This is a genomic window from Streptomyces sp. NPDC047515, from assembly GCF_040643055.1.
Lineage (GTDB): Bacteria > Actinomycetota > Actinomycetes > Streptomycetales > Streptomycetaceae > Streptomyces.
Window position 1 is genome coordinate 100,379 of sequence record NZ_JBEYTM010000020.1, and the last position, 14,389, is coordinate 114,767.

The 14,389-nt window shown below is 71.6% G+C and carries 13 protein-coding genes, 1 tRNA gene and 1 pseudogene; 2 read left to right on the forward strand and 13 right to left on the reverse strand.

The window, feature by feature from the left end:
• Positions 1-4: 4 nt before the first annotated feature.
• Positions 5-1,537 carry an SPFH domain-containing protein gene (locus ABZ826_RS18815; RefSeq protein ID WP_361448985.1) on the reverse strand — a complete coding sequence of 511 codons (1,533 nt, stop codon included), beginning with the start codon at positions 1,535-1,537 and terminating at the stop codon, positions 5-7.
• Between the two features lie 28 nt (positions 1,538-1,565).
• Complete coding sequence (locus tag ABZ826_RS18820) at positions 1,566-2,954, reverse strand: peptidoglycan-binding protein (RefSeq protein ID WP_361448988.1); 1,389 nt, start codon at positions 2,952-2,954, stop codon at positions 1,566-1,568.
• A 184-nt stretch (positions 2,955-3,138) separates the two neighbouring features.
• Between ABZ826_RS18820 and ABZ826_RS18825 the strand changes: the two genes are divergently transcribed.
• Positions 3,139-3,212 (forward strand) — tRNA-Lys (locus ABZ826_RS18825).
• 161 nt (positions 3,213-3,373) lie between these two features.
• A pseudogene (locus ABZ826_RS18830) lies at positions 3,374-3,676 on the forward strand (glycosyl transferase); the annotation flags it as partial.
• Between the two features lie 77 nt (positions 3,677-3,753).
• On the opposite strand, the gene ABZ826_RS18835 reads toward ABZ826_RS18830, so the two are convergent.
• The 11 genes from ABZ826_RS18835 to ABZ826_RS18885 all read right to left on the reverse strand — a co-directional run bounded on the left by ABZ826_RS18835 (position 3,754) and on the right by ABZ826_RS18885 (position 14,230).
• Positions 3,754-4,437, reverse strand: coding sequence for a class F sortase (locus ABZ826_RS18835; protein ID WP_361448991.1), 684 nt, complete (start codon positions 4,435-4,437; stop codon positions 3,754-3,756).
• A gap of 1 nt (position 4,438) precedes the next feature.
• Complete coding sequence (locus ABZ826_RS18840; RefSeq protein ID WP_361448994.1) at positions 4,439-5,008, reverse strand: hypothetical protein; 570 nt, start codon at positions 5,006-5,008, stop codon at positions 4,439-4,441.
• A gap of 127 nt (positions 5,009-5,135) precedes the next feature.
• Positions 5,136-5,924, reverse strand: a complete 789-nt coding sequence (locus ABZ826_RS18845; RefSeq protein ID WP_361448997.1) for an HAD-IIA family hydrolase — start codon at positions 5,922-5,924, stop codon at positions 5,136-5,138.
• A gap of 205 nt (positions 5,925-6,129) precedes the next feature.
• Positions 6,130-7,191 (reverse strand): 2-aminoethylphosphonate ABC transporter substrate-binding protein, encoded by a 1,062-nt coding sequence (locus tag ABZ826_RS18850; protein WP_361449000.1) that lies wholly within the window; start codon positions 7,189-7,191, stop codon positions 6,130-6,132.
• 64 nt (positions 7,192-7,255) lie between these two features.
• The gene (locus tag ABZ826_RS18855; protein WP_361449003.1) at positions 7,256-8,053 is read right to left on the reverse strand and encodes an ABC transporter permease subunit; all 798 of its coding nucleotides are present in this window, start codon (positions 8,051-8,053) and stop codon (positions 7,256-7,258) included.
• The gene (locus ABZ826_RS18860) at positions 8,040-8,984 is read right to left on the reverse strand and encodes a 2-aminoethylphosphonate ABC transporter permease subunit (RefSeq protein ID WP_361449005.1); all 945 of its coding nucleotides are present in this window, start codon (positions 8,982-8,984) and stop codon (positions 8,040-8,042) included. The genes ABZ826_RS18855 and ABZ826_RS18860 overlap by 14 nt, the downstream gene beginning before the upstream one ends.
• Positions 8,977-10,077 (reverse strand): ABC transporter ATP-binding protein, encoded by a 1,101-nt coding sequence (locus ABZ826_RS18865; RefSeq protein ID WP_361449008.1) that lies wholly within the window; start codon positions 10,075-10,077, stop codon positions 8,977-8,979. Before ABZ826_RS18865 ends, ABZ826_RS18860 begins: the two co-directional genes overlap by 8 nt.
• Entirely contained in the window at positions 10,074-10,799 is a 726-nt protein-coding gene (locus tag ABZ826_RS18870) for a phosphonatase-like hydrolase (protein ID WP_361449011.1), read from the reverse strand. Before ABZ826_RS18870 ends, ABZ826_RS18865 begins: the two co-directional genes overlap by 4 nt.
• Positions 10,796-11,920 carry a TIGR03364 family FAD-dependent oxidoreductase gene (locus tag ABZ826_RS18875; protein WP_361449014.1) on the reverse strand — a complete coding sequence of 375 codons (1,125 nt, stop codon included), beginning with the start codon at positions 11,918-11,920 and terminating at the stop codon, positions 10,796-10,798. Before ABZ826_RS18875 ends, ABZ826_RS18870 begins: the two co-directional genes overlap by 4 nt.
• Before the next feature lie 153 nt (positions 11,921-12,073).
• Positions 12,074-12,844: a GntR family transcriptional regulator gene (locus ABZ826_RS18880; RefSeq protein WP_361449017.1), complete on the reverse strand. Its 771-nt coding sequence runs from the start codon at positions 12,842-12,844 to the stop codon at positions 12,074-12,076.
• A gap of 171 nt (positions 12,845-13,015) precedes the next feature.
• A complete protein-coding gene (locus ABZ826_RS18885) occupies positions 13,016-14,230 on the reverse strand; it encodes a hypothetical protein (RefSeq protein ID WP_361449020.1) in 1,215 nt (404 codons plus the stop codon).
• Positions 14,231-14,389: the final 159 nt, after the last annotated feature.

The following is a 14,389-nucleotide window of genomic DNA, read 5'->3' on the forward strand; positions in this document are numbered from 1 at the left end:
GCCCTCAGGCCCCCTCCCCGCCACTGCGTCCGGTGTAGAAGGCCACCGTCAAGTCCTTGACCAGTGACTTCCGTTCGTAGTCGTCCAGCTCCACGATCCCCCTCGCGGTCAGCCGGTTGACCGTGTCGTCCACCGCGTCGACCACCGAAGTCAGCACGCTGTCGCGGTGCTTGGCGTCGATGGCGGCGATCCGGCGACGCTGCATGGCCGCGGCGATCTCGGGCGCGTACTCGATGCCGGTCGGCTGCGCCGAGTACACCTCGATGCCGACGGGTTCGCAGTCCGCCTTGAGCATCCCGGTCAGCGCGTCACCGACCGCCTCCGCGTTGCGCAGGGTGTGCGCGTCCTCGTGGAACGCGTCGGCGGGCAGTTGCGAGAGGACCCGGGCCATCGCCGCCTCGACCTGTTCGCGCAGATACGCCTCGTGGTCGGCGACCCCGAGCGTCGCCCGTACGGTGTCCCTGATCCGCCACACGACGAGGACGACGACGCGCAGCGCCGTACCGTTGGCGTCCACCGCGCGGAGCGGTTCGCTGCGCCAGTGCCGCAGACGTACGTCGACCCGGCGGCGCAGCAGCAGAGGACTGATCCACATCAGTCCGGTCCGGCGCACACTCCCCCGGTACTCGCCGAAGAGCGTCAGCACCCAGGCGTACCCGACCCGTCCGCGGCTCAGACCGCCGAGCGCGAAGAGCACCACCGTGACCAGCGCGGCGAGCGCCGCCCAGGCACCGAAGCCGATTCCGTCGTACGGACGCGAGCCGATCCCGAGCCGGTCCGGCGCGGCGGCGGGCAGCGCGCCGACCCACCACAGGACGGCGAACCCGGCGGCGATCCCGGCCAGTGCGGCGAGCAGCGCGACCCAGCCGGGCAGTGCGGGCCCCCGCCGCTCGGCCAGCCGGGGGTCACCGACCGGCGCCGGCCTGGTCGACGCCCGCACCTGCGGCCCCCTCGGCGCGGGCGGTCGACGCGCCCGCGCCGTCGCTCCCCCGCCGTCGTTTCCCCTCGGCAGCACACCGGCGGGGAGCGCGGCGGCGTCGGTGTGTGCGGAATCCTCGCGAAAGAGCAGGTGCACGGGGATGGAGGCGGTCCGTTCGCCGGCGATGACGGCGTGATGCCGCCCGGCGCCCCACGAACTGCCGCCGGACCGCCCCTCCCCGTCGCCCCCGGCAACGGGGAGGGAGTCGAAGACGGTGCCGGGGGCCGCTCGATGCGGAGCCGTATCCGGGCCCCCACCGGCTCTCAGTACCGCAGCCGCCTCCCCGTCCAAACGCGCATCGGCCCCAGGAGCGAGGGCCGGCTTCGCCACGGATCCCCCGTCGGCCCCCGTCGGAAGCGGAGCCGTATCTCCGTCCAGCCCGCCACCCGCCCCGTCGCGCGCCGGCGCCCGGTCCGGACCCCGCCCCCGCAGCGGCGCGCGCACCGGAGCGGGCACCCGCGCCTGCTCCCGTTCCCGCTCCTGCCCCTGCCCCTGCTCCTCGTCCAGTCCCCTCCCGTTCTCCGGGGTTCCGGAGCTCTCCGACACCGTGGATCCCATTCCCGCCTCCGTCATGTCCGCCGTCGTGTCACGCGAAGAGTCGCCGCCAGGTCTCCGGACCGGGGTAGCCGTCGGCCGCTCCGCCCCGCCAGCCCTGGGCCCGCTGGAAGGCCTCGACATTGCGCCGGTCCGCCTCGGTCCAGCGGGGCCCCGGTCCCGTCCGGTAGTACGTGCCGTATCCCTTCTTCACCAACTGCTTGCCGAGCCTGTCGACATGGCTGTTGGACTGACCGGGCCGGAAATGGCCCCGCCCGGGGAACGCCGGATCAGAGCTCGAACCCCCCTGGCCGTTTCCGCTTCCGGCGGGGACGTCGCGACCGGTCCCGTCGACCAGCAGCCGCCAGGTGTCGGGGCCGGGGATGCCGTCTGCCTCCTTGCCCTTCCAGCCCTGGGCCTTCTGGAAGGCCTGGGTCGCGAGTCGGTCGGCGTCGCCCCAGGCCGGGCCGGGACCGACCTTGTAGAAACGCTTGCCGCCCCGGTCCACGAGCATCTTCCCGAGCCGGGTGACGTACTCGTTGCTCGCTCCGGGGCCGAACTTCCCGGCGCCCGGGAACTGCGCCGACGACGACGGACTGCTGCCTCCGCTGCCGCTCGCACTGCTGAGACCCTTGTACCGGTAGGGGATGTACTTGCCGGAGTTGGTCCAGTACGCCATGGGTGTCGTCTGCTTGCGGGTGTGCGGCTTCGTCTGCTCGTACGCCGTGTAGTGGGTGTGCGTGTAGTCGGTCCAGCCGCCGAAGATCGTGACGTGCGAGCCCTTCCCCGGGTCTGCCGGATTGTGGAAGAGCAGGATGTCGCCCGGCTGCAGCGCCTCCCGCGTGATCCGCTGCCCGAACTTGGCGAGGCTGCCGGTCCACTCGTTGCCGGGCAGGTTCCAGGCCATCGACACATAGCCGGAGCAGTCCTGCCGGTATCCGTCGGACCAGTACTTGTTCATGCTGTACGGAACCTGCGCGGCCACCCACTTCTTCGCGCGGTTGATGATCGCGGCCCTGGTGGTTCTGGGCAGCGCGGTACCCGTGGACGAGGGCGGGCCCGAGGCCCCCGCGCCCTCCAGCGGTCCGGGCATGCCCTGCGGGCTGTCCGGATCCCCGTCGGCCGAGGCGAGCGGATCACCCTCGTCGGCCGGGCCCACCGGGTCCGCCGGAGCCGTCGACGCCGTCGTCCCGTCCTGCCGGGCGGCTCCGGCCGCCTCCGCCGCCCGGCCACCCGGCCCGCTCACCGCCTCGGCCGCGCCGGTGCTCAGCACCACTCCGGCCGCGGTGACCAGCACCAGCGCACGGCGCGCGCCATGTGCGGCCGGATGACCTCCGTGCCGCACGGGCAAGGCGCCTGCGGCGGTTCGCCGTTGCGCGGCGCACCCCGCACAGACACAGTCGATGGCGGGCACATACTCCTCGAAAGCCGGCACAGTCATGCGATTCCCCTCCGCACTCGTCAAGATCTTTGGGCGCATGTGCACGGGCGTCAGTGTCTCAACTCTGCTGACATAACGCATTTTGACGGACAGAAGAGAAAAAACGACCATCCGACAGGCCGTGAAGGGCTGGAAATGGTCAGGAGCACGCCCCACCCTCGGGTAGAGTTCTTCGGGTCAGCAGGCGCCGCTAGCTCAGTTGGTTAGAGCAGCTGACTCTTAATCAGCGGGTCCGGGGTTCGAGTCCCTGGCGGCGCACGCAGAGTCAAGACCCTCTCACCATGCGTGAGGGGGTCTTGTTCGTTTCCGGAGCCGGCTCCCGCATCGCCGCCCTCACGAGCACCGCGCGACCGCCACGCGGCCGACGCCCACCGCGTGCGCCGATCATCAAGCAGTTACGGGAAGAGCTTCTTCTCGCTCCCCCCGCGGACAAGCTCCTCAACTACACCGTGGTGATCGCCTTCTACCCGTTGTCCGCCCTGAACTGGCTCCTCGCGGCACCGAGTTGTGCGCTGTTCTTGGGGATGGGCGTCTCGGACGTGCGGATCGACCCGACGGTCTGGATCACGCTGTACGACAACACCCCGGCGCTCCAGATCGGTCTGTGGATCTGGAACCGGCGGCACAGCGCCCGCCGCACGAGTCCGAGGGTTCCGGCGGTCCGGCGGTCCGGCGGTCCGGCCGACAGGATGATGTCCGCGTTCTCCGCCCCGATCCACGCACCCGGCGGGGAGCCCGGCGGGGCGGAGCCCACCGCGAGCAGGAGCACCGCCCCGGCCACCATCGGGTACCCACGGCCTCAGGTGCCGCCGTTCCCCCCGGATTTCCTGCCGGTCAGGTAGGCCGACACGACCACATTCGCGTCGTAGGAGTGCGATGCCCGGTCGTAGGCGCCGCCGCAGGTGATCAGACGGAGTTCCGCGCGGCCCTGCTTGCGGGGGCCGTAGGCCTTGTCGGCGTTGAAGCGTTCCCGGGTGAAGACCTGGACGTCGTCGACGGTGAATTCGGCGACGGTGCCGTCCGCGCGGGTCACCTCGACCTTGGCGCCGGGGCGGGCCGCGCTCAGCCCGTAGAAGACGGCCGGCTCGGTCTCGGTGTCGACGTGGCCGACGAAGAGGGCGGGGCCCTTCGCTCCGGGCTCGGCGCCGTCGCCGTACCAGCCGACGGTCTGGGGCGTGTCGAACGACGGTGGTTCGATCGCGCCGTCCTTGTCCAGGCCCCGGGCGATCACGGGCGCCTCGATGCCGAGCGACGGGATCTCGACCCGCTTCGGCACGGCGCCCTCGACCGGGTCGTGCGGCGGGGGCAACGGGACGCCGAGCGGACGTCCGACCGCGGCGACGTCGCCGGTCGTCGGGGCGGAACTTGCGCCGGAGCCGTCGGTGATGTCGCGGCCCCAGAGCCACAGACCCATCAGCAGGACGGCCCAGGCCACCCCGGTGAGCAGTCGGCCGTGGTCCGAGGGGCGGTCCGGGGCGGACATGTCAGTCCTTGGCCGGGCGGCGACGGCGCACGCCGCGGAACACGACGACGACCACCGCGACGGCGGCCAGGACCAGGCCGATCACCGCCTGCACGAGGCCGGGGCCGTGCTGGCGAGCGGTCTCTTCGTTGAGCAGGGCGGTGCCGCCCCCTCCGGCGCGGACCGGGGCGAGGGGCGTGGGCCTGTTCCGGTCGGCGACCGTGACCTTGCCGGACATCGTGGTGCCCCGGCCGTCCGAGCAGACGACCCGGATGTCGTAGTCGCCCGGGGAGGCGTCCGTGCTGATCCGGGCTTTCGCGAGGAGGCCCCCGTCCGTGGCGGGCGAGAACCGTGCCTCGGAGGCGAAGACATCGGAGTCGCCTTTGGCCTCCTTGCCCTCGCAGCTGTCCAGCCGCAGGTCCACCTCCCCGCCCGGGGCGGCGGAGAGCGGGGTCACCGAGAGTCCGGCGCGACTGTCGGAGCCCGTCCCCGGGCCGGAACCGGTGCCGGAGTCGGCCAGTGCGGCGGAAGCCGGTACCAGGGTCGCCGCGACCACCGCGACGGCACAGAACGTGAGTGGTATGGAACGCATCGTAAACCTCCTCTGGAAAGGTTCACGCCTGCGTCGGCTTTCCGCATCCGCAGGAGCGGGGGGACGGGGGCGTGCGCGGACAGCCCTGGATCGCCCCTCGCCCCGCTCCGGGCGGCGCCCGCCGGGCTCAGCCCATGTCGATGAGGTCGACCAGGTCCGCGATGGAATCGACGACCCTGGACGGCCGGAAGGGGTACTTGTCGATGTCGGCGACGCCGGTGAGACCGGTCAGGACCAGGAACGTCTGCATCCCCGCCTCCAGTCCGGCCAGCACGTCGGTGTCCATCCGGTCGCCGATCATGGCGCTGGACTCGGAGTGGGCACCGATCGCGTTGAGCCCGGTGCGCATCATCAGCGGATTGGGCTTGCCCGCGAAGTACGGGGCCTTGCCGGTGGCCTTGGTGATGAGGGCGGCCACGGACCCGGTCGCGGGCAGCGGGCCCTCGGCGGACGGACCGGTCTCGTCCGGGTTGGTGCAGATGAAGCGGGCACCGCCGTTGATCAGCCGGATCGCCTTGGTGAGCGCCTCGAAGCTGTACGTGCGGGTCTCGCCGAGGACCACGTAGTCGGGTTCGTGGTCGGTGAGGACGTAGCCGATGTCGTGCAGAGCGGTGGTGAGCCCGGCCTCTCCGATGACATACGCCGTGCCGCCGGGCCGCTGGTCGTCCAGGAACTGGGCGGTGGCCAGGGCGGAGGTCCAGATGTTCTCCACGGGCACGTCGAGACCCATGCGGTCGAGGCGGGCGTGCAGATCGCGGGCGGTGTAGATCGAGTTGTTCGTGAGGACCAGGAAGGGCATCCCCGAGTCCCGCAGCCGCTTGATGAAGGCATCCGCCCCGGGGATCGGTGTCCCCTCGTGGATCAGGACTCCGTCCATGTCGGTGAGCCAGGATGAGATCGGCTTGCGCTCTGCCATGTGGGACTCCTGCCGTACGCCGTGTGCGGGGACGCCGGCGGCACCGCGTTGTGCAGCGCCGACGTCCCCGATTTTAGAGCGTCCGTTCGACCGGCAGGTACTGCCGGAACGCTCGGAGTGAGCCGGGATCTGGACCAGACCCGTTATCTTCTCGCGATGATGCGCCGGAGGCCCTGTTTCCCCGCGATGCGTCTGTGGACGGCGGTCAGCTGCCTGTGGCCGACTTCCAGGCCCCGACGTACGTGTCCAGGTTGGTGCCGATGTCCGACCAGTCGGGCTCGAAGACCTCGACGCCGTCCATCAGCTTGGCCAGCGCGAGGGCGTTGGCGTCGGTGGCCTCGACGTCCTTGCGGGCGGAGAAGCCGCCGCCGACCGCGCTGACGTCCTTCTGGGCCTGCTCGGACAGCATGAAGTCGAGCAGCTTCTTGCCGTTGGCGCTGTGCGGGGCCTTGTCGACCAGGCCGGCCGCGTACGGCAGGGCGAACGTGGTGGGCTTGCCGCCCTCCTTCGCGGGGAACCAGATGCCGAGGTTGGGCATGTCCTTGGACTGCGCGTAGTTCATCTGGACATCGCCGTTGGCGGCGAGCAGTTCGCCCTTGTCGACCTTGGGGGCGAGCTTGCCGGTGGAGGCGGACGGGCCGACGTTGTTGGCCTGGAGCTTCTTCAGGTACGCCATCGCCGGCTCCTTGCCGCCGAAGTCGTGCATGGCCTTGATGAGTACGGCGGTGCCGTCACCGGCGACTCCGGGGGTGGAGTACTGGATCTTGTTCTTGAACTTTCCGTCGAGCAGCTCCTCCCAGGTGGTGGGTGCCGACTTCAGCTCCTTCTTGTTGTAGATGAACCCGAAGTAGTTGTTGACGACCGAGGTCCACTTGGAGTCGGACGCCTTGTCGGGGCCGTCGACCTGGTCGGAACCGACCGGCGCGTACGCCGCCAGAAGCCCCTTGCTGTCGGCCTGCTGGATGAACGGCGGCAGCGTGACCAGCACATCGGCCTGGGTGTTGGACTTCTCGCGGACGGCGCGCTGCACCATCTCGCCGGAGCCGCCCTCCACGTACTTGACCTTGATGCCGGTCTTCTTCTCGAAGTCCTTGAAGACCTTGTCGTACCAGCCGTCGCCGTTCTCGCCCTTCAGGCCGTCGGCGCTGTAGACGGTGACGACCTTCTCGTCGGAAGCGGCCGAGGAGCCGCCGCAGGCGGAGAGGGTGGCGGCGAGGGCGAGGCAGCCGGTGACGGCGGCTATGGGCTTGAGGTGGTTCTTGCGCATGGCAGTCGTATCTCCTGGAAGTCGGCCGGGAGCCGGCCGGAGTCGGTACGGGGGTGTCGGCGGATCAGCGGAACGAGGCCCTGGTGCGGATCCGGGAGACGCCGAGCAGCACGAGCAGCGTCGTTCCCATCAGGACCACGGCGACGGCCGCTCCGGTGAAGAGCGAGCCGCGGTCGGTGGCCGCGAAGATCTGCACCGGGAGCGGTGTCCAGTCCGGCGGGTAGAGCATCATCGTGGCGCTCAACTCGCCCATGGACAGGGCGAAGCAGAGTCCCGCCGCCGCCGTGAGGGACGGCAGCAGGAGCGGCAGCTTGACGCGCCACAGGACGTACGCGGGCCGGGCGCCGAGACTGGCCGCCGCCTGTTCGTACATCGGGTCGAGACGCACTATTGCCGCCGAAACCGACGAATAGGCGAACGCCGTGACAAGAATCGTGTGCGCCAGGATCACGATCCAGCGCGTCCCGTTCAGCAGCATCGGCGGTTTGCTGAACGCGACGAGCACGGCGAGGCCCACGACCACGGACGGCACGGCGACCGGCAGCATGAACAGCGCGTCGAGGAACCTCCTGCCGCGGCTGCGCAGCGAGGCGGCGGCCAGGGCGGCCCAGGAACCGGCGGTGAGGGCGAGCAGACTGGCGCTGACCGCGGTGATCAGGCTGGTGGTCAGGGCCTGCAGGGAGTCGCCGCCGGTCGCCGCCGTGTAGTGCTCGGTGGTCGGCCCCGAGGGGAAGGCACCGGACCAGTTGGTGGTGAACGACGCGGCCAGGATGACCAGCAGCGGCACCGCGAACAGGGGGACGAAGAGCACGACGAACACGGCCCAGGCGGCCCACTTCCCCGTACGGCTATGCACCAACACGGCGGCTCACCATCCGATACAGACTGTAGAGACCCACGGAGATCGCGATGTTGACGACGGCGACGACACAGGCTGCCGGGTAGTCGGACTCCAGGATCGCCTTGCTGTAGACGAGCATCGGCAGGGTCGTGACCCCCTTCGCGCCGGTGAACAGCACGATGCCGAACTCGTTGAGACACATCACGAGGACGAGGCTGCCGCCCGCGGCAAGCGCGGGAAGCGCCTCGGGGAGGATCACCTGCCGCACGATCCGGGCCGGCTTCGCGCCCAGCGAGGACGCCACCTCCAACTGCGCGCTGTCGAGCTGCGAGAACGCGGCGAGCAGCGGGCGCATCACGAACGGGGTGAAGTAGGTGATCTCGGCGAGCAGGACGCCCCACGGGGTGGTGAGGAAGTCGAAGGGGCCGCTCGACGCCCCGGTGACGTCCGTCCAGAGGCCGTTGGCCATGCCGACGCTGCCGTAGATGAACAGCAGGGCGAGCGTGATCAGGAACGACGGGAAGGAGAGGAAGACATCGATGAACTTGGCGACCGCCTTGCCGCCGGGGAACGGCACGAACGCGATGACCATGGCCAGGACGAAGCCCAGCACCAGGCATCCGACGGTCGAGCCGACCGCCAGCCAGACGGTGGTCGTCAGCGCGGAGCGGAACGACTCGGAGGAGAACACGTCGCCGTACGGGGCGAGCGAGGCGCCGCCCTCGTCCGGGCTGAAGGACTGCTGGACGACGAGGGCCAGCGGGTAGAGGAAGACGAGCGCGAGTACGGCGACGGGCGGCAGCGCCCAGACGAAGCGGGGGATGCGGCGGCCGTCGCGGGCCGGGGCCCGCGGACCGGCCGCCGGGGGCGTCACCTCGGACGAGCCGGTGCGCTGACGCGGCGCCTTCGTCGCCGTGATGCCCGGGGTGACGGGCTGTGCGGTGCTACCCATCGGCCCCTCCCCCGGCTCCCGACGCCGCGCCCGCGGGCAGCAGTACCGCGTCCTGTGCCGCGAAGTGCAGCGTGACCTTGTCGCCGAGCGCCGGGGTCTCGCGCAGTTCGCGGAGGTCGGCCTTGACCCGGTGCCCGTCGATGTCGACATACAGCCGGTGCGTGGAGCCCCGCCACTGGACCTCGGCGATGGTGCCGTTCAGCGCGTTGGGCCCGTCACCGAGCCCGACCAGGTGTGGCCGGACGCACAGGGTGGCGGTGGCACCGCCGGCCACGTCGCCGGTCGGTACGTCGAGCGCGCGCCCCGCGAACTCGACGGTGTCGGCGCCGTCGGCGACGGTGACCGGCAGCAGATTGGCGTTGCCGACGAACGACGCGGTGAACTCGGTCCGCGGACGGCGGTACAGCTCCTGCGGGGTGCCGCAGTCCTGCAGCCGGGCCTTGTCCATGACCGCGATCCGGTCGGCCAGGGTGAGCGCCTCCACCTGGTCGTGGGTGACGTACAGGATGGAGACGTCCGGCAGCTCCCGGTGCAGTCGCGCCAGTTCGGCGAGCATTCCGGAGCGCAGCTGGGCGTCGAGCGCGGAGAGCGGTTCGTCGAGCAGGAGAACGCCGGGGCGGATGGCCAGCGCGCGGGCGATGGCGACGCGCTGCTGCTGGCCGCCGGAGAGTTCGCGCGGGTAGCGCTCGGCATAGGCGGCCATGCCGACGAGTTCGAGCGCCTCGGCGACCCGCTCGGGGATCTCCGCCTTGGCGACCTTGCGGGCCTTGAGCCCGAAGGCGACGTTGTCCTGGACCCGCATGTGCGGGAAGAGGGCGTACTGCTGGACGACCATGCCGATGCCGCGCCTGTGCGGCGGCAGGCCGGTGACGTCGCGGTCGCCGAGGTACACGCGGCCGGAGGCGGGCCGGACGAATCCGGCGACGGCGCGCAGGGCGGTGGTCTTGCCGGACCCGGAGGGCCCGAGCAGTGCCATGACCTCGCCGGGTTCGACGGTCAGATCGAGCCGGTCGAGGACGGTGTTCCCGCCGTACGCGACGCTGACCTGGTCGAACCTGATGCCGCTGCGGACGGCGTCGGCCCCGCCCGTCATGCCTCTGCCCGCGCGATCAGGTCCGGGAGCTCGGCGACCGAGCCGAGCACATGCGTGGCGCCGTGACGGGTCAACCGGTCCTTGTCGTGGGCGCCGGTGAGCACGCCCGCGACGATCCCGGCCCCGGAGCGCACGCCGCTGAGCATGTCGTACGAGGTGTCGCCCGCGACGACGACCTGCCGGACGCCGTCGACGGCACCGGTACGCAGGAACGCGGCGAGGACCATGTCGGGGTAGGGGCGGCCGCGACCGCCCGCGTCGGCCGGGCAGAGGGTCAGGGCGACCAGGTCCTGCCAGCCGAGCGCGGCCAGGATGGCGTCCTGGGTGGTGCGGGCGAAGCCGGTGGACAGGACCACGGTGCGGCCCTCGCCCTTGAGCCGTTCGATGGCGTCGCGGGCGCCGGGGACCGGCGCGATGCGGCCGCCGTCGACCAGCTCCCCGTACGCCTCCTCGAAGGCGGTGTTGGCCCGCTGGGCCTTGTCCTCGTCGCCGAAGAGGTGACGGAAGACGGAGATCTTGGACTCGCCCATGGTGGCGCGCACGTAGTCGAGCTTCTCCGCGTGGTCGGCGGAGCCGGGCTCCACGCCGAGGCGTTCGGCCGCGGCGGAGAACGCCTGCTCGACGAGGCCGCCGTCGGCGACGGTGGTGCCGGCCATGTCGAGGACGATCAGGTTCAGCTTGTCGGTGGTGTTCGACGTGTCGGTGTTGCTCAACTTCTTCACCAGTCCAGTTCGTTGGCGGTCGTTTCGGCGATGGCGGGCGAGCAGGTCATGCCGCGCCCGCCCGGACCGGTGACCAGCCAGACGCCGTCCCGCACCTGCTGGCGGTGGACGACCCGGCTGGTGTCGGTGCACTGGGCGTAGACCCCGGCCCAGCGGTGGCGGATCCTCGGCAGCGGGCGGCCGAGGAAGGACTCGACGACTCCGGTGAGGTGCTCGTACGGCTCCTCGACGGTGTCGAAGGAGAAGGGGTGCTCGTACTCGTGGGTGTCGCCGATGGTCAGCCCGCCGTCGCGGCGCTGGACCATCAGGAGCTGCATCCTGTGCTGTGCGGCGGTGGGCGCCTGCGCCTGTTCGGCGTTGAGGGTGTCCAGCGCCTCGCTCCGGTACGCCGGGTAGTAGCGGAAGCTGTCGGCGTCGGCGACGGAGGTGGTGAGCCGCTCGCCGAGCGGGTCGGTCTGCATCATCTGGAGCCGGACGCGGCGCACCGGCAGATCGGGGCCGGCCAGCTCGCGCACGAGTCCGCCGAGCCAGGCTCCGGTGGCCAGGATCACGGCGTCACCGGTATGGACATCGCCGTGGTCGTCACGGACGGAGGCGGTGCCCACCACCTCGCGGACCTCGCGCCCGCCGAGGTACGTATACCGGCCGGACTGCAACAGCGCCCTCTTGAGCGCCAGTTGGGCGGTGCGCGGCTCGACGGCGGCGTCCCGCTCACACCACAGGGCGGCGGTGAATTCGCCGCGCAGCGCGGGGTTGACCGCGCGGGCCTCGTCGGCGGTGAGCAGCTTGTAGCCGCGGGCCGCCGCGTCGGGGCGGGCGACGGCCGCCTCGGCCACGGCGGTCTCCAGCCCGGTGCGGAGCGGGGTGAGCGAGCCACAGGCCCGGAAGCCGAGATCGGGGACCTGGGCCCCGATGCCCTCCCACAGCTCACGGGCGCGCAGCGCGGTCTCCAGCTCCTCGCCACCGGCCCGGCCGCTGACCCATATCTGTCCGAAATTGCGGAGCGATGCCCCGCGCGCCTCGCTCTCGCGCTCGATCTGTACGACCTCGTGGCCGCGGTTCACTGCGTGCCAGGCGTGCATGGTTCCCACCACGCCGGCTCCTACGACGATGACTCTCACGACGGCTACGCTCCTCGGGGCTGGTGACCCGTACGGATCGGTACGGCAACGGGAGGGTGAATGGGGCCCCAAGCTTGGACCAGACCCGTTATATTTTCGTTATCGCGATGGGTCGGCCGGCCACTGCCGTTCCGGAGTCGTTTCCGGAGTCGTTCAGCGTCCGTCCTGCGCGCCGAGGTGTGCGGTGAAGGAGAACCTGTCCCCGCGGAAGAGGGTCCGTACGCGCTCCAGCGGCCGACCGTCCGTGTCGCGCGAGATCCGGTGGATCAGCAGCATGGGCAGCGCGGGCGGTGTACCGATGAGCAGCGCCTCGCGCGGCGTCGCGAGCACGGTCTCGATCCGCTCGTCCGCATCGCCGAAGGAGATCCCGAGCCGGTCGCGCAGATGCGCGTAGAAGGACGAGTCGGGGTCGAACCCCGTGTCCAGGTCCGGTACCCGGGCGACGGAGATGTAGGTGCTCTCCAGGCCGACCCGGTCGTCGTCGGCGAGCAGCACCCGCTCCAGGTGCCAGACCGGTTCGCCGCGCGCCACCCCGATGTCGGCGGCCAGCGCCTCGGGGCAGGGGAACCGCTCCAGACCGATGAGGCGGCGGCCGGGGGTACGGCCCTGGCGGCGTACGCCCTCCGTATAGCTCGCCAGCGAGAGCGGCTGCTCCAGCTTGGGACCCGCGACGACGGTGCCGCGCCCCTGGCGGGCGAGCCGGCCCTCCAGCAGCAGTTCGCGCAGCGCCTGGCGCACCGTCTCGCGCGAGACCTCGTAGCGCTCGGCGAGATCGCGCTCGGTGGGCAGCATGCCGCCCTCGCCCAACTCCTCCACGAGGAGGGAGACACGAGCCTTGACCGCGTAGTACTTGGGGATACGGCCGTGCTCGGGGATGCCGGAACGGATGGGTGCGCCAGGTGTCTGGTCGTGCGGGTAGTCCACGGGCCGATGGTGGCAGACGGACATGAACACGCGTGAACGGCCGATGGCGGGAAGGGGGCCGGAAGGGGCGGCTATGCGGCGAGGGCGGCGCGTACGACGGACCGGCTCAGCGGCGGCCGGCGCCGACGGCAGGACGGTTCAGCGGCGGCGCGGCGCGAACGCCGGATCGGCTCAGCGGCGGGGGCGGCGCGAACGCCGGGTCCAGAACACCATGGCCCCGCCGCCGATCAGGAACCCGGCGACGGTCACGCCGGCGTACGGAACGGCGCCCGAACCGGTCGCGGCCAGCTCGGGGAGGCCGCTCCGCCCCGGGGCCCGGCCGGGGGGCACCGGCCGCGGAGTGTCACCGCCGCCGGCGGTCCGGGCTCCGTCGGGCGCGGTGTCGCGTGGGGCGTCGCGGGGGGTGCGGACGGTGTCCTTGGTGCCGCCGACCTCCGCGGGCTGGTCGATGTCCCCGGTCCCGGCGATGTCCCCGGGCTCATCGGGCTCATCGGTTCCGCCGTCGTCGTCCTCGACGACGGCGAACGGGTAGTCGTCGGAGTCGCCGACCCAGGCCCCGTCGTCCTGCGCGGACGTGCCGCTCGCCCCGTGCTGCCGCTGGACGATCGCGGCCCTGGCGGTGATCCGTCCCGGGCTGGTGTCGGAGGTGAACGCCATCCGGACCTGGACGGTGACGGTACCGCCCGCGGGGATGCTGAAGCCCTCGAAGGCATCGTCCCCGTCGTCCCCGTCGTCGCCGAAGACGCCGATCTGCTCGTCCTGGTCGGTGGCCTCCCAGCCGACCCGGTACTCCACCTCGGGACGGGCCAGGTCGGAGAACTTCAGCTGGATCTGGTCGGAGGTCAGCGTCCGGTCCTCGTCGGTGAGGACCAGCACCGGGTGGATGTCCCGGCACGTCTCGGTGGTGGTGTTGGTCAGGTCCAGGTACCAGGTTCCGTAGCCGCCGCCGGACGCGTAGCTGTCCGGGCCGCCGCGGATACGGGTGCTGATCGGGAACGCGCTCGCCGCCGGATCGCCGCAGGCGGGCTGCTGGTCGGCGGTGGCGGCCCCCGGCTTCGAGACCGGGGAGGCCGGGGACGCCGCGGAGGCCGGTGCGGCGGACGCGCCGCCGAGGACGGCGGGAACCACACTCGCCGCCGCCAGTCCGAGCGCGAGCCCGTGCCGCGTGCGTCCGGGGAGCGGGGACGAGCGCGGGGGCGGCGAGGGCCGCTGCGCGGAAGTGCCGGCCACGGGGATGGAAGCCGCGCCGGACAGCGGGACGGATGCCGGGCTCATGGTGGACATGGCCGCGGTGCCGGACGTGAAGGGCGATACGGCGTCGGCCGCGCGGCCCGTCCCGGAGCCGGCCGGGGAGGGCGTGGCGGACGGGGGTGGTGTGGAGGGCATGCGGGGATCACCCTTCGCGGCTCGCGGGACGGTCGGCTGGGAGAGCGCTGAAGACCTTGGCCGGACCTGGAAGCGGCGGCCGACGCGTACAACCACAAGGCGCCGGGGCTGTGCGTGCCGACCGCCACGGGTCCGGCCAAGATCTTCAGCACCCGCCCA

Coding starts and splice junctions, on each gene's coding strand:
- ABZ826_RS18815 (WP_361448985.1), bottom strand. CDS start 1,537: ATGGGATCCACGGTGTCGGAGAGCTCCGGAACCCCGGAGAACGGGAGG.
- ABZ826_RS18820 (WP_361448988.1), bottom strand. CDS start 2,954: ATGACTGTGCCGGCTTTCGAGGAGTATGTGCCCGCCATCGACTGTGTC.
- ABZ826_RS18835 (WP_361448991.1), bottom strand. CDS start 4,437: ATGTCCGCCCCGGACCGCCCCTCGGACCACGGCCGACTGCTCACCGGG.
- ABZ826_RS18840 (WP_361448994.1), bottom strand. CDS start 5,008: ATGCGTTCCATACCACTCACGTTCTGTGCCGTCGCGGTGGTCGCGGCG.
- ABZ826_RS18845 (WP_361448997.1), bottom strand. CDS start 5,924: ATGGCAGAGCGCAAGCCGATCTCATCCTGGCTCACCGACATGGACGGA.
- ABZ826_RS18850 (WP_361449000.1), bottom strand. CDS start 7,191: ATGCGCAAGAACCACCTCAAGCCCATAGCCGCCGTCACCGGCTGCCTC.
- ABZ826_RS18860 (WP_361449005.1), bottom strand. CDS start 8,984: ATGGGTAGCACCGCACAGCCCGTCACCCCGGGCATCACGGCGACGAAG.
- ABZ826_RS18865 (WP_361449008.1), bottom strand. CDS start 10,077: ATGACGGGCGGGGCCGACGCCGTCCGCAGCGGCATCAGGTTCGACCAG.
- ABZ826_RS18885 (WP_361449020.1), bottom strand. CDS start 14,230: ATGCCCTCCACACCACCCCCGTCCGCCACGCCCTCCCCGGCCGGCTCC.